At 64.9% G+C, this 22,918-nt stretch carries 22 protein-coding genes; 10 read left to right on the top strand and 12 right to left on the bottom strand.

The features are described from left to right. From sucD to ACKWRH_RS02000, 7 genes are all read right to left on the bottom strand, one after another. Positions 1-885, bottom strand: a complete 885-nt coding sequence (sucD, locus tag ACKWRH_RS02030) for a succinate--CoA ligase subunit alpha (protein ID WP_445219114.1) — start codon at positions 883-885, stop codon at positions 1-3. Positions 886-918: 33 nt separating this feature from the next. After that, the gene (locus ACKWRH_RS02025; RefSeq protein ID WP_354241455.1) at positions 919-1,398 is read right to left on the bottom strand and encodes a DUF1579 family protein; all 480 of its coding nucleotides are present in this window, start codon (positions 1,396-1,398) and stop codon (positions 919-921) included. A 4-nt stretch (positions 1,399-1,402) separates the two neighbouring features. Then, positions 1,403-2,599: an ADP-forming succinate--CoA ligase subunit beta gene (sucC, locus tag ACKWRH_RS02020; protein WP_445219113.1), complete on the bottom strand. Its 1,197-nt coding sequence runs from the start codon at positions 2,597-2,599 to the stop codon at positions 1,403-1,405. 206 nt (positions 2,600-2,805) lie between these two features. Next, positions 2,806-3,774 (bottom strand): malate dehydrogenase, encoded by a 969-nt coding sequence (gene mdh / locus ACKWRH_RS02015; RefSeq protein WP_028150483.1) that lies wholly within the window; start codon positions 3,772-3,774, stop codon positions 2,806-2,808. Positions 3,775-4,015: 241 nt separating this feature from the next. Continuing rightward, positions 4,016-5,200, bottom strand: coding sequence for a cell division protein ZapE (zapE, locus tag ACKWRH_RS02010; protein ID WP_445219112.1), 1,185 nt, complete (start codon positions 5,198-5,200; stop codon positions 4,016-4,018). A gap of 229 nt (positions 5,201-5,429) precedes the next feature. Beyond that, positions 5,430-5,966: an RNA 2',3'-cyclic phosphodiesterase gene (thpR, locus tag ACKWRH_RS02005; RefSeq protein WP_282524177.1), complete on the bottom strand. Its 537-nt coding sequence runs from the start codon at positions 5,964-5,966 to the stop codon at positions 5,430-5,432. A gap of 174 nt (positions 5,967-6,140) precedes the next feature. Next, complete coding sequence (locus ACKWRH_RS02000; protein WP_445219111.1) at positions 6,141-6,776, bottom strand: GDSL-type esterase/lipase family protein; 636 nt, start codon at positions 6,774-6,776, stop codon at positions 6,141-6,143. Between the two features lie 55 nt (positions 6,777-6,831). On the opposite strand from ACKWRH_RS02000, the gene ACKWRH_RS01995 reads away from it, so the two are divergent. The 4 genes from ACKWRH_RS01995 (at position 6,832) to ACKWRH_RS01980 (ending at position 11,940) form a co-directional block, all read left to right on the top strand. Further along, the gene (locus tag ACKWRH_RS01995; RefSeq protein WP_445219110.1) at positions 6,832-7,554 is read left to right on the top strand and encodes an ABC transporter ATP-binding protein; all 723 of its coding nucleotides are present in this window, start codon (positions 6,832-6,834) and stop codon (positions 7,552-7,554) included. Then, a complete protein-coding gene (locus ACKWRH_RS01990) occupies positions 7,551-10,121 on the top strand; it encodes an ABC transporter permease (protein ID WP_445219109.1) in 2,571 nt (856 codons plus the stop codon). The genes ACKWRH_RS01995 and ACKWRH_RS01990 overlap by 4 nt, the downstream gene beginning before the upstream one ends. A gap of 270 nt (positions 10,122-10,391) precedes the next feature. Then, positions 10,392-11,183: a Bax inhibitor-1/YccA family protein gene (locus ACKWRH_RS01985; RefSeq protein ID WP_014490629.1), complete on the top strand. Its 792-nt coding sequence runs from the start codon at positions 10,392-10,394 to the stop codon at positions 11,181-11,183. A gap of 226 nt (positions 11,184-11,409) precedes the next feature. After that, positions 11,410-11,940 (top strand): GNAT family N-acetyltransferase, encoded by a 531-nt coding sequence (locus tag ACKWRH_RS01980; protein ID WP_445219108.1) that lies wholly within the window; start codon positions 11,410-11,412, stop codon positions 11,938-11,940. A gap of 113 nt (positions 11,941-12,053) precedes the next feature. Here ACKWRH_RS01980 and ACKWRH_RS01975 read toward each other — a convergent pair whose 3' ends face one another. From ACKWRH_RS01975 to acnA, 3 genes are all read right to left on the bottom strand, one after another. After that, positions 12,054-12,425, bottom strand: a complete 372-nt coding sequence (locus ACKWRH_RS01975) for a DUF2794 domain-containing protein (RefSeq protein WP_014490631.1) — start codon at positions 12,423-12,425, stop codon at positions 12,054-12,056. A gap of 611 nt (positions 12,426-13,036) precedes the next feature. Next, entirely contained in the window at positions 13,037-13,813 is a 777-nt protein-coding gene (locus ACKWRH_RS01970) for a DUF1223 domain-containing protein (protein WP_445219107.1), read from the bottom strand. A 217-nt stretch (positions 13,814-14,030) separates the two neighbouring features. Continuing rightward, positions 14,031-16,751, bottom strand: a complete 2,721-nt coding sequence (gene acnA / locus ACKWRH_RS01965) for an aconitate hydratase AcnA (protein ID WP_445219106.1) — start codon at positions 16,749-16,751, stop codon at positions 14,031-14,033. Between the two features lie 244 nt (positions 16,752-16,995). Here acnA and ccmA point away from each other — a divergent pair, with 244 nt between their 5' ends. The 5 genes from ccmA to ACKWRH_RS01940 all read left to right on the top strand — a co-directional run bounded on the left by ccmA (position 16,996) and on the right by ACKWRH_RS01940 (position 20,153). Further along, complete coding sequence (gene ccmA / locus ACKWRH_RS01960) at positions 16,996-17,598, top strand: heme ABC exporter ATP-binding protein CcmA (RefSeq protein ID WP_445222604.1); 603 nt, start codon at positions 16,996-16,998, stop codon at positions 17,596-17,598. 277 nt (positions 17,599-17,875) lie between these two features. Beyond that, positions 17,876-18,544: a heme exporter protein CcmB gene (gene ccmB / locus ACKWRH_RS01955; protein WP_445219105.1), complete on the top strand. Its 669-nt coding sequence runs from the start codon at positions 17,876-17,878 to the stop codon at positions 18,542-18,544. A 91-nt stretch (positions 18,545-18,635) separates the two neighbouring features. Beyond that, the gene (locus ACKWRH_RS01950; protein WP_445219104.1) at positions 18,636-19,367 is read left to right on the top strand and encodes a heme ABC transporter permease; all 732 of its coding nucleotides are present in this window, start codon (positions 18,636-18,638) and stop codon (positions 19,365-19,367) included. Continuing rightward, a complete protein-coding gene (gene ccmD / locus ACKWRH_RS01945) occupies positions 19,364-19,549 on the top strand; it encodes a heme exporter protein CcmD (RefSeq protein WP_014490637.1) in 186 nt (61 codons plus the stop codon). Before ACKWRH_RS01950 ends, ccmD begins: the two co-directional genes overlap by 4 nt. Positions 19,550-19,559: 10 nt before the next feature. After that, positions 19,560-20,153: a DsbE family thiol:disulfide interchange protein gene (locus ACKWRH_RS01940; RefSeq protein WP_282524166.1), complete on the top strand. Its 594-nt coding sequence runs from the start codon at positions 19,560-19,562 to the stop codon at positions 20,151-20,153. A gap of 195 nt (positions 20,154-20,348) precedes the next feature. Here the strand turns inward: ACKWRH_RS01940 and ACKWRH_RS01935 are convergent, their stop codons facing one another. Then, positions 20,349-20,951, bottom strand: coding sequence for a septation protein A (locus tag ACKWRH_RS01935; protein ID WP_445219103.1), 603 nt, complete (start codon positions 20,949-20,951; stop codon positions 20,349-20,351). Positions 20,952-20,953: 2 nt separating this feature from the next. Next, positions 20,954-21,901, bottom strand: a complete 948-nt coding sequence (gene ftsY, locus ACKWRH_RS01930) for a signal recognition particle-docking protein FtsY (protein ID WP_445219102.1) — start codon at positions 21,899-21,901, stop codon at positions 20,954-20,956. A 222-nt stretch (positions 21,902-22,123) separates the two neighbouring features. Between ftsY and ACKWRH_RS01925 the strand changes: the two genes are divergently transcribed. Further along, positions 22,124-22,825, top strand: a complete 702-nt coding sequence (locus tag ACKWRH_RS01925; RefSeq protein ID WP_445222603.1) for an RluA family pseudouridine synthase — start codon at positions 22,124-22,126, stop codon at positions 22,823-22,825. Positions 22,826-22,918: the final 93 nt, after the last annotated feature.

The following is a 22,918-nucleotide window of genomic DNA, read 5'->3' as shown; positions in this document are numbered from 1 at the left end:
TTAGCCCTTCAACTTTTCGGCAAGCGTGTGGCCGAGGCGGGCGGGAGACGGCGACACTGTAATCCCAGCCGATTTCATCGCATCGGTCTTGGAACCGGCGTCGCCCTTGCCGCCGGAGATGATCGCGCCGGCATGGCCCATGCGGCGGCCGGGAGGCGCGGTGACACCGGCAATGAAACCGACCATCGGCTTCTTGCGGCCGCGCTTGGCCTCGTCCTTGAGGAACTGGGCGGCGTCCTCCTCGGCGGAACCGCCGATCTCGCCGATCATGATGATCGATTCGGTCTTGGGGTCGGCGAGCAGCATTTCCAGCACGTCGATGAACTCGGTGCCCTTGACCGGGTCGCCGCCGATGCCGACCGCGGTGGTCTGGCCGAGGCCTTCCTGCGAGGTCTGGAACACGGCTTCATAGGTCAGCGTGCCGGAGCGGGAGACGATGCCGACGCTGCCGGTCTTGAAGATGTTGGCGGGCATGATGCCGATCTTGCACTCGCCGGCGGTCATGACGCCCGGGCAGTTCGGCCCGATCAGGCGCGACTTGGAACCGGCTAGCGAGCGCTTCACGCGCACCATGTCGATAACAGGAATGCCCTCGGTGATGCAGACGATCAGCGGGATCTCCGCGTCGATCGCTTCGCAGATCGCGTCGGCCGCACCCGGCGGCGGCACGTAGATCACCGACGCATCGGCGCCGGTCTTCTCACGCGCATCGCGCACCGTGTCGAACACCGGCAGGCCCAGATGCGTGGCGCCGCCTTTGCCCGGCGAGGTGCCGCCGACCATCTTGGTGCCGTAGGCAAGCGCGGCCTCCGAGTGGAAGGTGCCGTTCTTGCCGGTAAAGCCCTGGCAGATGACCTTGGTGTTCTTGTCGATCAGGATGGACATGAGGTCTGCTTTCGCGAACTAACGAGTGAGAGGTCAGTGGATGCGGCGGTAGATGCCGGTGAGCACGTCGGCCCAGCCTTCCGCGTCCGGCGAGAACTGGATCTTCAACGAGTAGGAATCGTCGTCGATGATTTCGTAGACGTGGCGCGCATTGCCGCGGAGCGAGCCGCGCACCAGCGTCAGGGTCTTGCCGACCCAGCCGCCGGAGGCGGGCGAGGGCGGCGTGTAGCCGAGCGAATCGTACCAGAACAATTTGTAGGTCCGGTCGTCGCGGTCGTAGGTGAAGAGGCCGTGGGTAGCGAAAGCCTGCTTGCCGTCGCGCATCTGGACACAGTCCTGGATCAGGTAGAAGCCGTTCAGATCCATGCGCGCGACGACGTGCGAGGTCGCCGGCCCGCCGGCGACCCAGCGCGACGGAAAGACCACCTCTTCGCCATTCCATTCGCCGGCGAACGCGGCGAGGCGCGTGTGCTCTGCAAGCGGAGATGATGCGGCGAGATGGTCCTGGGTCATGGCCTTAGCCTCCCTTGACGGCCTTCACGATCTTCTGCGCGGCGTCGTCGAGATTGTCGGCCGGCACCACGTTCAGGCCGGATTCGCGGATGATCTTCTTGCCGAGCTCGACATTGGTACCTTCGAGGCGAACCACCAGCGGCACGCTGAGGCCGACCTCGCGCACGGCGGCCGTGACGCCTTCGGCGATCACGTCGCACTTCATGATGCCACCGAAGATGTTGACGAGGATGCCCTTCACGTTGGGATCGGCGGTGATGATCTTGAAGGCGGCCGCGACCTTCTCCTTGCTGGCGCTGCCGCCGACGTCGAGGAAGTTCGCCGGCGCCATGCCGTAGAGCTTGATGATGTCCATCGTCGCCATCGCGAGGCCGGCGCCGTTGACCATGCAGCCGATGTTGCCGTCGAGGGTGACGTAGTTGAGGTCGTATTTCGACGCCTCGATTTCCTTGGCGTCTTCCTCGGTCTCGTCGCGCAGCGCGAGCACCTCGGGATGACGGAACAGCGCATTGTCGTCGAACGACACCTTGGCGTCGAGCACGCGGAGCTGGCCCTGCTTGGTCACGACCAGCGGGTTGATCTCCAGCATCGACATGTCCTTGGCGACGAAGGCGGCGTAAAGCTGCGCGGTGAGCTTCTCGGCCTGCTTGGCGAGATCGCCGGAGAGCTTGAGCGCGTTGGCGACGGTGCGGCCGTGATGGCCCATGATGCCGGTCGCGGGATCGACGGAGAAGGTGACGATCTTCTCGGGGGTGTTGTGCGCGACGTCCTCGATGTTGACGCCGCCTTCGGTCGACACCACGAACGACACGCGCGAGGTCTCGCGGTCGACCAGGATCGAGAGGTAGAACTCCTTGTCGATGTCCGAGCCGTCCTCGATGTAGAGGCGATTGACCTGCTTGCCGGCGGGGCCAGTCTGGATCGTCACGAGCGTGGCGCCGAGCATCTGCTTGGCGAATTCGGCGACCTCAGCGGCCGACTTGGCGATGCGGACGCCGCCCTTGTCGCCGGCCGAGGCTTCCTTGAACTTGCCCTTGCCGCGGCCGCCGGCGTGGATCTGGCTCTTCACCACCCAGACCGGGCCCGGGAGGGCCTTGGCGGCGGCTTCCGCGTCCGCGGGCTTCAGGACGGGGACGCCCTTGGAGATCGCGACGCCGAACTCGTTCAGCAGCGCTTTGGCCTGATATTCATGGATATTCATATGGTCGCTCCCTGAACCCGCGGGCGGTGACCTCTTGGGCCCACCTCAGTCTTGTGGCTGGCATACCATATACCACAGGAACTGCAACCCGGATTCTTTGACATCGAGATCTCTGGACTGCCGAACCGGGCGCCCGCCCGGTCAGACGGCCCCGGAAGTGAAACCGCCGAAGACCGGATTTCGGTCTTCGGCGGGGATTTTTCCGCTTAGCGGCCGAGAAGATCGGGTGCGATCTTCTTGCAGGCATCGACCAGGCCCTGTACGGCGCCGACCGACTTGTCGAAAGCCTCGCGGTCCTTGCCGGCGAGCTCGATCTCGACGACGCGCTCGACGCCCTTGGCGCCGATCACGACGGGCACGCCGACATACATGTCCTTCACGCCGTATTCGCCGTTCAGATAGGCGGCCGAGGGCAGCACGCGCTTCTTGTCACGCAGATAGCTCTCGGCCATCGCGATCGCGGAAGCGGCGGGCGCGTAGAAGGCCGAGCCGGTCTTGAGCAGATTGACGATCTCGGCGCCGCCGTTGCGGGTGCGGTCGACGATCTCGTCGAGGCGCGCCTGCGAGGTCCAGCCCATCTTGACGAGGTCGGGCAGCGGAATGCCGGCGACGGTGGAGTACTTCACCAGCGGCACCATGGTGTCGCCGTGACCGCCGAGCACGAAGGCGGTGACGTCCTCGACCGAGACGTTGAACTCGTCGGCCAGGAAGTAGCGGAAGCGCGAGGAATCCAGCACGCCGGCCATGCCGACGACCTTCTTGTGCGGCAGACCCGAAGCCTTCTGCAGCGCCCACACCATCGCGTCGAGCGGGTTGGTGATGCAGATGACGAAAGCGTCGGGGGCGTATTTCTTGATGCCGGCGCCGACCTGCTCCATGACCTTGAGGTTGATGGAGAGGAGATCGTCGCGGCTCATACCGGGCTTGCGCGGCACGCCGGCGGTGACGATGCAGACTTTGGCGTTGTCGAGGGCTTCGTACGAATTGGCGCCGGTGTAGTGCGCGTCAAAACCGTCGACCGGCGACGACTGCGCGATGTCGAGCGCCTTGCCCTGCGGCACGCCCTCGGCGATGTCGAACATCACCACGTCGCCCAGTTCTTTCAGGCCAATGAGATGAGCCAGCGTTCCGCCGATCTGACCTGAGCCAATCAAAGCAATCTTGTCGCGCGCCATGTGAACCTGTCCTTTAGACACGTAAGGAGGGAAAACTGAGACGGGTGGTTATCCCTTTCGCTCCCCCCGTTCAAGTCGGTGGATGCCCAATTGTCGGGCTTGGCGAATATTGAAGCGCATCCCTGTCATTCCGGGGCGCGACGAAAGTCGCGAGCCCGGAATCCACAACCACCAGCGGGAGTATGGATTCCGGGCTCGTCGCTTCACGACGCCCCGGAATGACAGCGCTGGCAAATAGGACTTAAGTCTCCACCAGGCCCTTGGTGGAGCCGCTGGCGGTGGAATCCTTGCGACCGTGAGGCAGCGCCAGATAGGACTCCGAGCTCATTTCGATCAGGCGCGACGCCGTCCGCTTGAACTCCATGGCCTCGTTGCCCTCGTGCGCGAGGTAGAGCGAGATCGGATTGGCATCAGCCGAGGCCATCAGCTTCACGGCATTGTCATAGAGCGTATCGATCAGCGTGATGAAACGCTTGGCGGCGTTGCGCTGGGAAAAATCCATCACTGGAATATGGTCGACCAGGATGGTGTGATAATCGTGCGCGAGGCGGAGGTAGTCGGACGCGCCGAGCGGTTTTTCGCAGAGATCCGCAAATCCGAACCGCGCCACGCCATGGGCCGAGCACGGCACGTGCAGAATGCGGCCCTTGAACGAAATATCGCGCGACTTGCATTTGGCGCCGCCGGTCATCTTCGACCAGGCGCGGTCGAGCGCTGCGTCCGCGTCGCCGTCGGCCGGCGTCAGCCACATCGGCACGCCCTGAAGCTTTTCCAGGCGGAAATCCGTGCGCGCATCGAGCCGCAGCACGTCCATGTGGTCGGTGATCTGCTTGATGAAGGGCAGGAACAATGAACGGTTCAGGCCGCCCTTGTAGAGATCGTCGGGCGCGACGTTGGAGGTCGCGACCACCACGGTGCCGAGCTCGAACAGCTTTGCGAACAGGCGGCCGAGGATCATCGCGTCCGCGATGTCGGTGACGTGGAATTCGTCGAAGCAGAGCAGCCAGCTTTCCTCGAAGATCGCGTTCGCGGTCAGCGCGATGACATCGCCATCGGCGATCTCGCCGCGCGAGATGCCCTGGCGATAATCGTAGATGCGCTCATGCGCTTCCGCCATGAACTCGTGGAAATGCGCGCGGCGCTTGTGCTCGACTGTACTGTGCTGGAAGAACAGATCCATCAGCATGGTCTTGCCGCGGCCGACTTCGCCATGGACGTAGAGCCCGCGCGGCGCCTCGTCCTTGTCGCCGCTGAACAGACGACTGAGCAGGCCCTGCTTGCGCTGCGGCTTGTAATTCGCGAGCCGGTGATCGAGCGCCGCATAGGCTTCGGCGATTTCGGCCTGCGCAGCATCGGGCTCGATCGCGCCGGACGCGATCTGGGCCTGGTATGCCTCGCGGAATGAGGAACTGGTGGTGGAGAGCATGGCTCTTTACCGCCAGAGATGCGCGGAAATTGCAAGCCGTGAATTGGTGCGAGAGGTATGCGTTCCGCGTCCCAGCACGCAGTAACCCTGCGCAGAGCCAGGACTCACTATTTCGTACATCGATCGTGGAGCGATGGGCCCCGGCTCGGCAGCGCACCGCCATAGCGTGTCGAAGACGCGCGTAAACGCGCTGATGGCGCTGCGCCGCGTCCGGGGCACGAGAGCGGTGCTACTCACACAGCTCGTAGGCGTCCTCGACCACATAGGGGCCGCCGCCGGTCGATGCGCGTGACGAGAACAAGACAAAGCGTTCGGCCATGAACGCCTTGCTCGGGAAGTAACCGCGCAGCGAGAGATAGTCGGCGACGTCGCGGTCGGAGGCGTCGTGCAGCCGGGCCAGCGTGACATGCGGGGTGAACTTGCGCCCCTCGGGATCGAGGCCCATGCGCTGCATCATGCGTTCGAGCTCGGCCTGCAATTCCATCAGCGGCTTGCTCGGCGCGATGGTTGCGACCACGGCGCGCGGCTTGCGGCCGCCGAAGCTCGTGAGCCCCTGCACCTTCACCTCGAAGGGCTTGCGATCAACGCGAAACAGCATCGATGCGATCTCGTTGGCGGACATGCCGTCGATATCGCCGATGAAGCGCAGGGTAACATGATAATTTTCGGGATCGACCCAGCGGGCGCCGGGAAGGCCGCCCCGCAAATTGGAAAGCGTCTGGCCGATCTCGGCCGGAATTTCCAGACCTGTGAACAAACGCGGCATCGTTTCGCACTCCCGATGCTTGGGCATGATCCCTGGGAAGGATCATATCCAAATTTTAGAGCCGGCGACGAATCACCGGTACCCTGATTCCTATCGCAGTTGTATGACTCTGCGAAGCATCGCGCGGCTCACCCCGGTAAAACCCTGGGAATTAGGGTTAGCGGTGCCCGCTTTTCAGCGGCGCTGCTCGCTTATGTTGCGCAAAAATGCCTCCACGGTGGGCATGATGTTGCCGACGATGATGTCGACGCCGGCGGCGGTCGGATGAATGCCGTCGGCCTGGTTGAGCTTGGCGTCGGCCGCGACACCGTCGAGGAAGAACGGGTAGAGCGGCACGTCGAATTTCTTCGCAATATCCGGATAAATCGAATTGAAGCGCGCGGCGTATTCCGCGCCGTAATTCGGCGGCGCCAGCATGCCGCACAGCATCACCGCGATCTTGCGTGCCTTCAGTCGCCGGACGATGTCGGTCAGCGCAGTGCGCGTCAGGTCGGGATCGATGCCGCGCAGCGCGTCGTTGGCGCCGAGCTCGATGATCACGCCGTCGGTTCCGTCCGGGACCGACCAGTCGAGCCGGTCACGGCCGCCGGACGAGGTGTCGCCGGACACGCCCGCATTGGTCATGTCGACCGCTATGCCTTTGGCCTGCAAGGCTTTTTGAAGTTTTGTGGGGAATGCGTCCTGGGTCGGGAGGCCGAGGCCGGCGCTCAGGGAATCGCCGAGAACGACAAGCTTGGCCGGCTTTGCCGCTTCGGCCCATGCCGGATCCACCGCCGTCATCAAAGCGAACATCAACACGGCTATGTGCATGAACAATCCGTAACGCCTCTCGACCGCGTGTGCGGAGTTGCCATATGACCGGACCATGGACAGTCGCATCGAAACCTCTTCGCTCGCCGGCACCGCGCCGGACACCATCGCCATCTCCAACGTCAATCTTTCATTGGGTACGGGCGCGGCACGCGTTCACATCCTCAAGGATATCAGCCTGCGGGTCGCCTCGGGCGAGACGATCGGCCTGATCGGCCCGTCAGGCTCGGGCAAATCCACGCTGCTGATGGTGATGGCGGGGCTGGAGCGTCCTGATAGCGGAGAGGTGGTGGTCAACGGCACGCCTTTCAATGCCCTCGACGAGGACGCGCTGGCCCGCTTCCGCGGCCGCCAGGTCGGCATCGTCTTCCAGTCCTTCCATCTGATCCCGACCATGACGGCGCTCGAGAACGTCGCCGTGCCGCTCGAACTCGCCGGCAACCCTGACGCTGCAAGACGCGCGGCGCAGGAGCTGCAATCGGTCGGACTCGGCGATCGCCTGCATCACTATCCGACGCAGCTGTCCGGCGGCGAGCAGCAGCGCGTCGCGCTCGCCCGCGCGCTGGCGCCCGATCCCGCCATCCTCGTCGCGGACGAGCCGACCGGCAATCTCGACGAGGCGACGGGAAAACAGATCGTCGATCTTCTGTTCAACAAACACGCCGAGCGCGGCATGACGCTGGTGCTGGTCACGCACGATTCCTCGCTCGCGCAGCGCTGCGATCGTGTGATCCGCCTGCGCTCCGGCCGCATCGACACCCAGTCTGCCCCGGCATGAGCATCGCGGCCGAACCGTCCGCGAAGCCCAACGGCGTCGCGCTGTCGCTGCGCTACGCGCTGCGCGAATTGCGCGGAGGCCTGCGCGGCTTCTATGTCTTCATCGCCTGCATCGCGCTCGGCGTGATGGCCATTGCCGGCGTCGGCTCGGTCTCGGCAAGCCTGAGCGACGGTCTCGCGCGCGAGGGCCGCACGCTGCTCGGCGGCGACGTCTCCTTCGTGCTGTTCCAGCGCGAGGCCAAGCCCGAGGAAGTCTCCTTCCTGCGCTCGCGCGGCACCGTGTCCACCGCCGCCACCTTGCGCGGGATGGCGCGCTCCGCCGACGGCCAGCTCGCGCTGGTCGAGATGAAGGCGGTCGACGACACCTATCCGATGCTGGGCCAGCTGACGCTGGCGCCGCCGCTGCCGATGTCCGACCTGCTCGCAGAGCGCGACGGCGCGTTCGGTGCCGCCGCCGATCCGACGCTGCTGGCGCGGCTGTCGCTGAAGACCGGCGACCGCGTCACCATCGGAAGCGCAACGTTCCAGATCCGCAGCACCGTCGAAGCCGAGCCCGACAAGCTCGCCGGCGGCATCGGTTTCGGGCCGCGCTTCCTGATCAGCGAGGCGGGCCTGCGCGCCACCGGCCTGATCCAGCCCGGCAGCCTGGTGCGCTGGGTGTACCGGGTGAAGCTGCCCGACACCGGCAACAGCGAGCGCGCCACCGACGCCTTCATCGCGGACGCGCGCAACGCTGCGCCGCAGGCCGGCTGGGAGATCCGCAGCCGCTCCAATGCCTCGCCGCAGCTCGAGCGCAACATCAACCGCTTCACGCAATTCTTGACGCTGGTCGGCCTCGCGGCGCTCCTGGTCGGCGGCGTCGGCGTCGCCAATGCCGTCAAGAGCCATATCGACCGCCGGCTCGAAGTCATCGCGGCGTTCAAGGCGGTCGGCGCCACCGGCCGCGACGTGTTCGGCATCTATCTGGCGCAGGTCCTCCTGCTGGCGGGAATTGGCTCGGTGATCGGCCTTGCGCTCGGCGCCGCCATGCCGTTCGCCATCGTCGGCCTGTTCGGAAAACTGCTGCCGCTGCCGGTGGTGCCGGCCGTGCATGCCGACGAGCTCGCGCTGTCCTTCGTCTATGGCCTGCTCACGGCGCTCGCCTTCGGCCTGTGGCCGCTCGGGCGGGTGCACGACGTGCCTGTCGCCGCGCTGTTCCGCGACACCATCAGCTCCGAATGGCACCGGCCGCGCTGGAGCTATGTCGTGTTCATGGCCGTCGTGATCGCGCTGCTGATCGCGGTCGTGATCGGATTGTCCTTCGACAAGCGCATCGCCGCGGTGTTCGTGGCCTCCTCCGTCGTCGTGTTCGCCCTGCTCCGCGGCATCGCCGCCCTGCTGATGACGATCGCGCGCCGGCTGCCGCGCACGCGCCTGCCGATGCTGCGGCTGGCGATCGCCAACATCCACCGGCCGGGCGCGCTGACGCCCTCCGTCGTGCTGTCGCTCGGGCTCGGGCTCGCCGTGCTCGTCACCATCACCCAGATCGACGGCAATCTGCGGCGGCAGTTCCTTGCGGCCCTCCCCGAGCACGCGCCGTCGTTCTTCTTCATCGACATCCCGAGCACGCAGGCCGAGCAGTTCGACGGCTATCTGCGCCGGATCGCGCCAGGCGCAAAGGTCGAGGACGTGCCGATGCTGCGCGGGCGCATCGTTGCCGCGCGCGGGGTCCGTGCCGAGGACCTCAAGCCCACCACCGATTCCGAATGGGTGCTGCAAAGCGACCGCGGCCTGACCTACACCGCCGAGTTGCCGAAGGGCTCCAAGGTGGTCGAGGGCGAATGGTGGAGCGCCGGCTATTCCGGCCCGCTGCTGGTCTCGATGGAGAAGAAGATCGCCGACGGGCTCGGTCTCAAGCTCGGCGACGAGATCGTGGTCAATGTGCTCGGCCGCGACATCCCCGCCAAGATCGGCAATTTGCGCACCATCGACTGGCAGGGCATGGGCATCAATTTCGTGCTGGTGTTCTCGCCCAACGCCTTCAAGGGCGCACCGCATACCCATATCGCGACGCTGACCGAGACCGGCGGCACTGCGGCCGGCGACGGCAAGATCATCAAGGAGGTCGCCGACGCCTATCCGATGGTGACGAGCGTGCGCGTGCGCGAGGTGATGGAGACGGTTGGCTCGGTCGTGACCAATCTGGCGCTCGCGATCCGCGGCGCCAGCGCGGTGACCCTGATCTCGGCGATCCTGGTACTGGGCGGCGCGCTCGCCGCCGGCCACCGCCACCGGGTCTACGATGCCGTGATCCTCAAGACCCTCGGCGCGACCCGGCTGCGGCTGCTCGGCGCCTATGCCCTCGAATACCTGCTGATCGGACTTGCCACCGCGGTGTTCGGCGTGATCGCCGGCAGCATCGCGGCCTGGATGATCGTGACGCGGCTGATGACGCTGAGTTTCGTCTGGCAGGCCGGCAGCGCGGCCGGCGTGGTCGCGGCGGCCCTGGTGGTCACGGTCGGACTTGGGCTTGCCGGGACGCTGCTGGCATTGAACAAAAAGCCCGCCACGGTGTTGCGGAATTTGTGACAAATGGTAGCGGGCGACCCCGCGATGTCGGAATCGCACGATTCCAGCGATTAACCACGTCTGCTCGCCAGGATTGCGGGCGAGGGCGACATTCAGCCGCGCGTGGACGGTTGCAGCGAATGTGTTAGTTTCCCACATATCCAATGGGTTCGGAGCCCCGATTATGAGCCAGAATTTAGTCGGCACAGATCGGTATCCGAGATAGAATTTGACGAACCGGCGGCATGGCGACCCTCATGCCGGACCGGGCTAACCAACGGGAATTCGACCATGTCGGACCTAGACCGTAACTACGCTTCTCCTTTCGGCAGGGCCGCCGGGCGTGTTGACGCCGCGACGGTCGATGCCGGCCTGCGCGCCTATATGCTGCGCATCTACAATTACATGAGCATCGGCCTCGCCATCACCGGCTTGGCCGCGCTCGGCGTCTATATGGCCGCCGTGACCGACGTTCCGACCCCGGAAGCCGTCCGCGTCGGCAAGCTGTTCCTGACGCCGTTCGGCTACGCGATGTTCGTCAGCCCGCTGAAGTGGCTGTTCATGCTCGCGCCGCTCGCGATGGTGTTCGTGATCTCGGCGGGCATCAACCGTCTCGCCCCCTCGACCGCGCAGATCCTGTTCTGGGTGTTCGCGGCGCTGATGGGCATTTCGCTGTCCTCGATCTTCCTGGTGTTCACGCACACCTCGATCGTGCGGGTGTTCTTCATCACCGCGGCCACGTTCGGCGCGCTCAGCCTCTACGGCTACACCACCAAGCGTGATCTGACCGGGATGGGCTCGTTCCTGTTCATGGGCCTGATCGGCATCATCATCGCGAGCCTGGTCAACCTGTTCCTGGCCAGCACGATGCTGCAGTTCATCGTGTCCGTGGTCGGCGTGCTGGTGTTCGCCGGCCTCACCGCCTGGGACACCCAGCGACTGAAGAACGACTACATCTACGGCTACGCCTCGGCCGGCGGTGACATCGCAGAGCGTGCGGCCATCACCGGCGCGCTGTCGCTGTACCTGAACTTCATCAACCTGTTCACGCTGCTGCTGCAGCTCCTCGGCCAGCGCGACTAAGCGATCAACCGAGAGAACGGATACGAACCCCGGCCGAGAGGCCGGGGTTTTTGTTTGCGCCGGGATCTTTCCCCAAACGCCCTCATTGCGAGGAGCGCTTGCGACGAAGCAATCCAGAGACCCTCCGCAGGCGCATTTCTGGATTGCTTCGCTGCGCTCGCAATGACGGCGGAGAGGCGCCTTCGCCCCCTTCCAGCCGTCCCGGGAAGGCTCTAATCTTCCTCCCATGTCCGCACCTGAGATCAGGCCCGCCATTGAGGCCGACCTTCCCGCCATCACCGCCATCTACCAGCAGGCCGTCCGCGAGGGCACCGCGACATTCGAGCTGGCGCCGCCGGATCTGGCCGAGATGACGCGCCGCTACCGCGCGCTGATCGACGGCGGCTATCCCTATTTCGTCGCCATCCTCGACGGCCGCGTCGCCGGCTATGCCTATGCCGGCGCCTACCGGCCGCGCCCGGCCTACCGCTTCACGGTCGAGAACTCGATCTATCTCGATCCCTCGTTCCACCGCCGCGGCATCGGCTCATTGCTGCTGGAGCGGCTGATCACCGAATGCGAGGCGCGCGGCTTCCGCCAGATGATCGCGGTGATCGGCGATTCCGCCAATGCCGGCTCGATCGGCGTGCACACGCGCGGCGGCTTCAAGATGATCGGCACGCATCCGAATGTTGGCTTGAAATTCGGCCGCTGGCTCGACACGGTGATGATGCAGCGCGACCTCGGCGAAGGCGCGAGCACGGTGCCGGGGAAATAGGGCGCGAGCTGACATCGTAGGATGGGCAGAGCGCAGCGAAACCCATCAAGCCCAGTCTGAGTGACCGAAGGTGATGGGTTTCGCTTCGCTCTACCCATCCTACGGCACTACGGCTACACCACCGCCAGCTTGCGATCGATCACCAGCAGCACGCGCTCGAGCTCGTGGCCGCGGCGCAGAATCAGGCCGGTCGCCGAGATCACGCTGTACATGCCCTGCTTGCGCGCCAGCCGCGGGTCTTTCTCGATGCGATAGATCGGGACCTCCGAGGCGCGGCGGAAGACCGAGAACACCGCTCGGTCCTTCAGGAAGTCGATGGCATAGTCGCGCCACTCGCCGTCGGCGACCATGCGGCCGTAGAGGTTGAGGATGCGGTTCAGTTCCAGCCGGTTGAATGTCACCCGGTTGGGTTGGGCATTCGCAGCGGCGGGGCGCGCCACTGCGCGCTGCTCGCTCGGATCGGCATCCTCCGGCGTCAGACTCATCGAGCGCCTCCTCATCTCGCGGCATGATCGCATCCGCGAAGACCGTCCCCGGAACCGCGGATCATGACAGTTGCATGATCGCGCCAACCGTTCCCCGCCGCAAGGGGCTCTTCACTCAACTCATTGAATCAGGTGCGAATCGGAGCACACGCAGGAGTGGAACTCTGTCGCGGCAAACCGTCACGGGATCGTTAGAAGGAATCTTGATATCGCCGCTTTTCTGCCAAGCGCCTGCCGCCCTGCATTGCGAAAAGACTTATGTGCGTTGACCCGGTCCTTTCGGTTCCGGATTCCTCAGCCCCCAGCCCCCCGGGGCCGTCAGGATCGGGTCTGTACGCGCGACAAGGAGGGCCAACGCAAGTTGGTCCTTTTTGGTTTGTGTCGTGACGTTTCCGGCACGACCAGCTTCCCTCTGATTAACGCGAAGACAACTCTCTCCCCTCATCCTGAGGAACCGCGAAACGGCGTCTCGAAGGATCGAGATCGAGCTGCATCAGCCGGGCCTGCATGGTTCTCGCGGCGATGCGCAGCATCGTCCGCCTCGCGCGCGAGGGCGCGCTCCTCATCATGAGGCGTGAGAGCGCGTGCGACGCTATCGAGAGAAATCGGATCTAGTGCAGCGACGTGTACGCCGCGCCGAGCATCGCACCCGGCTTCTCACGGCTGCCGTCCTGGACATAGACCACAGCGCCGTCGACGCCGTCGCGCGTGAGATTTTCCAACGGCACCGTCCAGCTTTCCGGACGCCCGTTCCAGTCGCCGACCTTGAGCAGGTTGCGCACGACGTTGTGATAGGTGATCTGCTGCCCGCGATTTTCGCCGCGGCTGATTGCGATCGGCACCGATTTCGTGATCGAGCAGATCCAGACCTCGCCGTGCGAGACCGGTGACTCCTTGCTCGCCGCCACCGAGACGTTGATCTGCTTGCCTGCAAGCGACATCGTCACCGGCACGCTCATCACGCCGGTGCCCTTGTCGGTCTTGCCGATCGCGCTCTCGATGCCGGCGCGGTCGCTGCCGATGACATGCGTCGAACCGTTGACCACGACTTGAGGCGTATAGACCTCGCGGTCGCCGCGCATGCGCGAATAGGCGCGCTGCCGCGCCGAGAAGCGCGAATCCGCAAGCGTGTCCTTCCAGCCGAGATAATCCCAATAGTCGATCGGCATGCTCAGCGCGATGATCGACGGGTCGTTGGCGAGATCGCCGATGACCTGGTCGGCGGGCGGGCAGGAGGAGCAGCCCTGCGATGTGAAGAGCTCGACCACGGCGCGGGGATCAGCCTCGGCGGGACGGATGACGGCGACGATGGCGCAGATGCCGAGTGCTCCCGACCAGAGTGCACCGGACCAGCGCGAAACCAGATTAGAAGCCATCATTGCAGTCATGTTGAACGTCACACCTCGCACGCGTGGGGGAAAATCCTATCGCCTGATGGTCACCGTAGTCTTACGGGCATCGTACATTCAGCCGTCCGGAGCGAGGTTTTCCGCCGGGCGGGACCATCGGACGCGTGTTCTAACGCACGAAGGCGGCCCTGTGATAGGCCGCCCTCGTTTAACCTTCTACTCACGTCGCGGTGAGCCACCGTTCACAAATTCGCGCTTAGGCCGCGAGCTTGCGCAGCACGTAGTGCAGAATGCCGCCGTTCCGGTAGTAATCGAGCTCGTCCAGCGTATCGATGCGGCAAAGCAGCGAAACGCGCTGCAATGAACCGTCGCCGGAGACGATCTCCGCGGTCAGCTTCTGACGCGGCTTCAGGTCGCCGACGAGGCCGCGCAGCGTGACCTTCTCGTCGCCCTTCAGGCCGAGCGACGACCAGGAGGTGCCTTCCTCGAAGGTCAGCGGCAGCACGCCCATGCCGACCAGGTTGGAGCGGTGGATGCGCTCGAAGCTCTGGCAGATCACGGCGCGGACGCCGAGCAGGCGCGTGCCCTTCGCAGCCCAGTCGCGCGAGGAACCGTTGCCGTATTCGGCACCGGCGAACACCACCAGCGGCACTTCCTCCTGCTGGTACTTCATCGCGGCGTCGTAGATCGACATCTGCTCGCCGTCGGGCCAGTGCTTGGTGAGACCGCCTTCCGGAATATTTCCGTCAGCGCCCTTCAGCATGAAGTTCTTGATGCGGATGTTGGCGAAGGTGCCGCGCATCATCACTTCATGGTTGCCGCGACGCGTGCCGTACTGGTTGAAGTCGGCCGGACGCACCTGATGCTCGCTGAGATATTTGCCGGCGGGCGAGGTGAGCTTGATCGAACCGGCCGGCGAGATGTGGTCGGTGGTGATCTTGTCGCCGAACATGGCGAGGATGCGCGCCTCGACGATGTCGGTGACCGGCTCCGGCTCCTTCTTCATGCCGTCGAAATAGGGCGGGTTCTGCACGTAGGTCGAGCTCATGTTCCAGCGATAGGTCTCGCTCTCGACCGTCTTGATCTTACGCCAGTTCGTATCGCCCTTGAACACGTCGGCATACTTCTTCTTGAAGATCGACGCGGTCACGAACTTCTTCATGAAGGCGTTGATCTCCTTCGTCGTCGGCCAGATGTCCTTGAGGTACACCGGCTTGCCGTCCTTGCCTTCACCGAGCGGCTCGACGGCGAGGTTCTTGGTGACGCTGCCCGCGAGCGCGTGGGCGACGACCAGCGGCGGCGAAGCCAGATAGTTCGCCTGCACGTCCGGCGAGACGCGGCCTTCGAAGTTGCGGTTGCCGGAGAGCACGGCGGCCGCGACGATGCCGTTGTCGTTGATCGACTTCGAGATCTCCTCGGGCAGCGGACCGGAATTGCCGATGCAGGTGGTGCAGCCGAAACCGACCAGGTTGAAGCCGACCTTGTCGAGATCGGCCTGGAGACCGGAATCGGCGAGATAGGCCGCGACCACCTGGCTGCCCGGCGCGAGCGAGGTCTTCACCCACGGTTTTGCCTTGAGGCCCTTGGCGGCAGCGTTGCGCGCAAGCAGGCCGGCGCCGATCAAGACGCTCGGATTCGAGGTGTTGGTGCAGGAGGTGATGGCGGCGATCACGACGTCGCCATGACCGATCTCGAAGTTCTTGCCGTCGACGGCAAAGCGCTTCGTCGGCTCTTCGGTCTTCTTGTACTCGGTGCCGAGCGCAAGCGAAAAGCCTTCGGCGACCGACGGCAGCGCGATGCGGCCTTCGGGGCGCTTCGGACCGGCCATCGAGGGAACGACGTCGCCGAGGTCGAGGGTCAGCGTTTCCGTGAACACCGGATCGGCCGACTTGGCGGTGCGGAACAGGCCCTGCGCCTTGGCATAGGCCTGCACCAGCGCGACGCGCGCCGGAGCGCGGCCGGAGGTCTTGAGGTAGTCGAGCGCAGCGGCGTCGACCGGGAAGAAGCCGCAGGTCGCACCGTATTCGGGGGCCATGTTGGCGATCGTCGCCTTGTCGGCGACGGAGAGGTGGTCGAGGCCGGGGCCGAAGAACTCGACGAACTTGCCGACCACGCCGAGCTTGCGCAGCATCTGCGTGACGGTGAGCACGAGGTCGGTCGCGGTGACGCCTTCCTTCATCGCGCCCTTCAGCTTGAAGCCGACGACGTTGGGCAGCAGCATCGACAGCGGCTGACCGAGCATGCAGGCTTCCGCCTCGATGCCGCCGACGCCCCAGCCGAGCACGGCGAGACCGTTGACCATGGTGGTGTGGGAGTCGGTGCCGACCAGCGAGTCGGGATAGGCGACCTCGAAGGTGCCGGTCTTCTTGCCGACCGTCATCTTCTCCTTCTTGGTCCAGACCGTCTGGGAGAGATATTCGAGATTGACCTGATGGCAGATGCCGGTGCCGGGCGGCACGACGGAGAAGTTCGAGAACGCCTTCTGGCCCCACTTCAGGAACTCGTAGCGCTCCTGGTTCTGCTTGTATTCCTCGGTGACGTTCTTGCCGAAGGCCTTGTTGTCGCCGAAGAAGTTCACGATCACGGAGTGGTCGATGACGAGGTCGACCGGAACCAGCGGATTGATCTTCTCGGCATCGCCGCCGAGCTTCTGCATCGCGTTGCGCATCGCGGCGAGATCGACCACGGCCGGCACGCCGGTGAAATCCTGCATCAGCACGCGGGCCGGGCGGAACGCGATCTCATGCTCCAGCGACTTCTTGCGCAGCCACTTAGACACCGCCACGATGTCTTCCTTCTTGACCGTGCGGCCGTCCTCGTTGCGCAGGAGGTTCTCGAGCAGAACCTTCATCGAATAGGGGAGTTTCGAAATTCCCTTCAGACCATTCTTCTCGGCCGTGGGCAGGCTGTAATAGACATAGGTCTTGGCGCCGACCTTGAGGGTCTTTTTGCATTTGAAGCTGTCGAGCGAGGTCATGTAGGAAAATCCCAATTGTTAGTTATACCCGGCAAGGGGTATTTTAACACCGTCAGCGAGTCCGGCTGGTTCGCTTGCAGGGGCAGGTTGAGTTGCTGCATCAAGTAGTTCCGGGCTTATAGAAGCTTTCTAACCGCGCCGCCACAGCCACAAACGTGCCGCAGCAATCCGCGAGCCAAAAATTCCCATGCGCTACCCCAAGATTTCCTGAGGCCAGGCTTTGAGCGGATTGAACCAAGGCAAGATGCAGCTGTCCGGACGCGGGGTCGTCTGCGTGCGCGGCGGCCGCGAGGTGTTTTCCGGGCTCGATTTCGAGGCTGTCGCCGGCGAGACCGTGGCGGTCGTCGGCCGCAACGGCTCGGGCAAGACCTCGCTGCTGCGGCTGATCGCGGGCCTGCTGATTCCGGCCGGCGGGACAATCGCGCTCGCCGGCGGCGATGCCGAGCTGACGCTGCCCGAGCAGTGCCACTATCTCGGCCATCGCGACGCCCTGAAGCCGGCGCTGAGCGTGGCGGAAAACCTGTCATTCTGGGCTGATTTTCTGGGCGGCGAGCGCAGTGATGCGGCCAAGAGCCTCGCCATCGTCGGGCTCGATCATGCCACCCATTTGCCGGCCGCCTTCCTGTCCGCCGGCCAGCGCCGCCGCCTGTCATTGGCCCGGCTGTTGACCGTGCGCCGCCCGGTCTGGCTGCTGGACGAGCCGACCACGGCGCTGGACGTGGCCGGCCAGGGCATGTTCGAGGGCCTGATGCGGGAGCATCTCGGCCGCGGCGGCCTGATCATCGCGGCGACCCATGCGCCGCTGGGGATCGATTCGCGGGAGCTGAGGATTGGGGAGATGGTATGAGATTCGCTGACCCTCAGCTTTTCGAGAGGCCTGGCACCGCTCCGTCCGTTCCCTGCCCCCTTGTGGGGGAGGGTCAGGGAGAGGGGTGCCACACGGTAGGACGTTTCGGCTCTAGCGCCTGGGAAACAGGCGCTCCGTTGCTGGAGGTCGAGACCCGACAAGCACTTTCCCCGGGGCTACCCCTCTCCCCCGCCCTCCCCCGCAAGGGGGGAGGGAGCCCAGTTTGCTTGGGCCATGAATTGGGCTCACTTGGCCGCCTCGCCGTCGGAGCCACCCCATGACCGCCCTGTCCGCGCTCATCCGCCGGGACATCCGGATCGCGCTCCGCGTCGGCGGCGGGGCGCTGATCGGCGTGCTGTTCTTCCTGACCGTGGTGGTGCTGATGCCGTTCGCGGTGGGGCCGGATCTGGCGCTGCTGTCGCGGCTGGGACCGGCGATCCTGTGGCTCGGCGCGCTGCTGGCGAGCTTGCTCACCCTGGACCGGCTGTTCATGGCCGACCACGAGGACGGCTCGCTCGACCTGATCGCGATGAGCCGGACGCCGCTGGAACTCGCCTGCGCCGCCAAGGCGCTGGCGCATTGGCTGGCGGCGGGCCTGCCACTGATTGTCGCAACCCCGGTGCTCGGCCTGCTGCTCAACCTCGACATGGTCGCAACCGGGGCGGTGGCGCTGACGCTCCTGGCCGGTACGCCGGCGCTGACCTTCACCGGCATGATCGGCGCGGCGCTCGCGGTGACGCTGCACCGGGGCGGACTATTGATGGCCGTGCTGGTGCTGCCGCTGTCGATTCCGGTGCTGATTTTCGGCGTCGCGGCCTCGCAGGCCGTGATCGTCGGTCCCATGACGTTCGGCGCGCCGTTCTCGATCCTGTGCGCGCTGTCGCTGGTCAGCCTCATCATCGGCCCTTTCGCGGCGGCCGCGAGCCTGCGCCATGGTCTCGATTGAAATGGGCTGGATTGCCCTTGACCCCGATCAACTTTCGCTGCGCGCTTTTATGCTGATTGCGTGAGTGCCTACCTGTGATTATCAGAATACCATGACGCTGATCGACCTCGCCAATCCGACACGGTTCCTCGCGCTGACGGCGCGGGTGCTGCCGTGGCTTGCGGCCGCGACCGTCATCCTGCTCACCATCGGCCTCTACCAGTCCGCTCTCGCGCCCGACGACTATCAGCAGGGCGCGACGGTGAAGATCATGTTCATCCACGTGCCCAACGCCTGGCTGTCGATGTTCGTCTGGGGCGTGATGAGCATCGCCTCGTTGGGCACGCTGGTGTGGCGGCATCCGCTCGCCGACGTCGCGGCCAAAGCCGCCGCGCCGATCGGCGCTGCCTTCACCTTCCTCGCGCTGCTCACGGGATCGCTGTGGGGCCGGCCGATGTGGGGCACCTATTGGGAATGGGACGCGCGGCTGACCTCGGTGCTGATCCTCTTCCTGATGTATCTCGGCCTGATGGCGCTGTGGCGCGCGGTCGAGGATCCCTCGCGCGCGGCGCGCGCGGCCGCGGTGCTGACGCTGGTCGGCGCGATCAACCTGCCGATCATCAAGTTCTCGGTCGATTGGTGGAACACGCTGCACCAGCCGGCGTCGGTGATGCGCATGGGCGGCTCGACGCTCGACAAATCGTTCCTGATTCCGCTGCTGCTGATGGCCATCGCGTTCACGCTGCTGTTCGTCACGTTGCACCTGGCGGCGATGCGCAACGAGATCTTGCGCCGCCGCGTCCGCTCCTTGCAGATGATGCAGGCGAGCCAGAAGGCCGCATGACGATGTCGCTTGGTCCCTACGCGTCCTTCATCGTGACGTCCTATGCCGCGGCCGCGCTCGTCGTCGTGATCCTGATCGGCTGGATCGTGCTCGACTATCGCAGCCAGACCGAGCGCCTGCGCGAGCTCGACCGCAGCGGCGTCACGCGCCGCTCCGGACGCAGCGCAACGGACACGCCGTGAGCGATCAATCATGAGCGATCAACCGACTTCCGCTCCGCCGCAGCGCCGCACCTTCCTGATGGTGCTGCCGCTGATCGCCTTCATCGCCCTGGCGCTGCTGTTCTGGTTCCGGCTCGGCAGCGGCGATCCCTCGCGGATTCCGTCCGCGCTGATCGGGCGGCCGGCCCCGCAGACCGCGCTGCCGCCGCTCGAGGGATTGCAGGCCGACAATTCGCAGGTGCCGGGCCTCGATCCCGCCGCCTTCAAGGGCAAGGTCAGCCTCGTCAATGTCTGGGCGTCCTGGTGCGTGCCATGCCATGACGAGGCGCCGCTCCTGACCGAGCTCGCCAAGGACAAGCGCTTCCAGCTCGTCGGCATCAACTACAAGGACGCGGCCGACAATGCGCGCCGTTTCCTCGGCCGCTACGGCAACCCGTTCGGCCGCGTCGGCGTGGATGCCAACGGCCGCGCCTCGATCGAATGGGGCGTCTATGGCGTGCCGGAGACGTTCGTCGTCGGACGCGAGGGCACCATCGTCTACAAGCTGGTCGGACCGATCACGCCGGACAATCTGCGGACCGTGTTGTTGCCGCAGATGGAGAAGGCATTGAAGGCCGGGAGCTGACGTCGTCGTCAGTGCGAGCGACCAAGCCAGTTACAAGCATCGCTGTCATGCCCCGGCTTGACCGGGGCATCCAGTACGCCGCGGCCTCACCGTATCTCACGACTGTCTCTGGAATACTGGATCGCCCGGTCAAGCCGGGCGATGACAGTTGAGTGCGTGGCCGCATTTCAGCTCGCAATGACGAGCTGAGAGAGCTCACCCCTTCCTTACATCCCCCGCCTCGGCCTCGCTCGCTTCCAGCGACACCGGTTCGAGATGGTAGCGCTTGGTCAGCGGCATCTGGGCGATGGCGAAGATCATCGTGATCGGCGTGACGCCGAACACCTTGAAGTTCACCCAGAAATCCGTGCTCTGGGTGCGCCAGACGATCTCGTTGAGCACCGCCATGCCGGCGAAGAACAGCGCCCAGCGCAGCGTGAGGATGCGCCAGCCCTGCGGCGTCAGGTTGAACATCTGGTCAAACATCACAGCGATGAAGGAGCGGCCGAACAACAGTCCGCCGCCGAGGATCGCCGCGAACAGGCCATAGATGATGGTGGGCTTGACCTTGATGAAGGTCTCGTCGTGCAGCACCAGCGTCAGCGTGCCGAACACCAGCACGATCACGCCTGTCACGATCGCCATGATCGGGATATGGCGCGTCACCACGTAGGAGGCGATCATCGCCGCGACGATCGCGACCATGAAGGCGCCGGTCGCGGCGAACAGATTGAACTTCGCATTCACGAAGAAGAACACGAGCAGCGGACCGAGCTCGGTCGCGAGCTTGAACAGCGGATGCGGCTGGGTCTTGTCCATTCTCAGCTTTCGATTCCGGCGATCGCACGGGCGAAATCGCGCGCGGTGAACGGCGCGAGATCGTCGACGCCTTCGCCGACGCCGATGAAATGCACCGGCAGTTTGAATTTCTCCGCGAGCGCCACCAGGATGCCGCCGCGCGCGGTGCCGTCGAGCTTCGTCATCACGAGGCCGGTGACCCCCGCCGTGCGATGGAAGGCCTCGACCTGCGACAGCGCGTTCTGGCCGACTGTGGCGTCGAGCACAAGCAGCACGGCATGCGGCGCAGTGTCATCCACCTTGCGGATCACGCGCACGACCTTTTCGAGCTCGTTCATCAGCTCGGCCTTGTTCTGCAGGCGGCCGGCGGTGTCGATCAGGAGCACGTCGATGGCCTGCTCCTTCGCCGCCGTCAGCGCGCTGAAGGCAAGGCTTGCCGAATCCGAGCCCTGCGTGCCGGCGATGACCGGCGTCCTGGTGCGCTCGCCCCAGACCTTGAGCTGCTCGATGGCTGCCGCGCGAAACGTGTCGCCGGCGGCCAGCATCACCTTGCGGCCTTCGGATGCGAATTTTTGCGAGAGCTTGCCGATGGTCGTGGTCTTGCCGGAGCCGTTGACGCCGACGACGAGGATGACGAACGGCTTCTTGGCCGTATCGATCTCGAGCGGCTTTGCCACCGGCGCCAGCACCTTTTCGACCTCGGTGGCGACGACGTCCTTGACCTCGTCCGCCGAGATCGCCTTGTCGTAGCGCCCCGTGCCGACGGCATCCGCGATCCGCACCGCGACCGAGGTACCGAGGTCGGCGCGCAGCAGCACGTCCTCGATGTCGTCGAGCATGGCGCGGTCGAGCTTGCGCTTGGTGACGAGGTCGGCGACCGCGGTCCCGAGCGAGGACGAGGTGCGCTTCAGCCCGTTGGACAGGCGGCGCCACCAGCTCAGCTTGGGGGGATCTGACGTGGTATCGTTCATGGTGCTCGTGCCGCCGATTTGAAGTTCCGACTCTCTTGCCGCAAGTCCGGTTAGGAACTTCAAATTGAAGAGCGGCACGAGAAAATATTGTTGCCAGTGCGGCCCTGGATTTGGCATTCGCTTCGCGTTTCGCGGCTAGCGCTGAGCGAATGCCAAATCCACCGCACTGGTGTGTTAGCCGTTCCGGCTCCCAAACGAAAGTGTTGACCGAAAGTCTTGCAATTGCTCGATGTTCCCGAATTGACTGCCGACGAGATCCTGGCGCGCGTGCTCCATCGCGACGGGCTGATGCTGGTCATCGACAAGCCCGCCGGCCTGCCGGTGCATCGCGGCCCCAAGGGCGGGGCCAATCTGGAAACGTCGTTCGACGCGCTTCGTTTCGGCCTGCCGCGACCGCCGGTGCTGGCCCACCGTCTGGACAAGGACACCTCCGGTTGCCTCGTGCTCGGCCGCCACCGCAAGGCGACGGCCTCGCTCGGCCTGTTGTTCAAGCACGGCAAGATCGGCAAGACCTACTGGACCGTGGTCGAGGGCGGCCCTGCCGAGGACGAAGGCACCATCGACATGCCGCTCGGCCGGCTCAATGCCGAGCGTGGCTGGTGGCAGAAACCGGATCCCGAGGGCCAGAAGGCGATCACCAACTGGAAGGTGATGGGACGGGGCGACGGGCTGACCTGGCTCGCCATGGAACCGGTGACCGGCCGCACCCATCAATTGCGGGTGCATTCGGCCGCGACCGGCTGGCCGATTTTCGGCGATAACATTTACGGCAACGGCCCGCGCTTCGGCGAGCCGCGGCTGCATCTGCATTCCCGCGAGATCGTGGTGCCGATCTCGCGGAACAAGGAGCCGGTCCGCGTGGTCGCGCCGGCCCCGCCCCACATGCACGAGAAGCTCCGCGCCTGCGGCTGGAATGGGGAATAGCGCCCGCCCGGGGTGCGTGGTTTACGAAACGTTCAGTGCTCGTCTCTAATGATAGCGATTGCTTAGAACAAGCTCCCGTCATTCGCTCAGGAC

The organism is Bradyrhizobium sp. Pa8 (genome assembly GCF_052588265.1).
The sequence above is the reverse complement of the archived record's forward strand: the minus strand, read 5'-3'. Positions and strand labels throughout refer to the sequence as shown.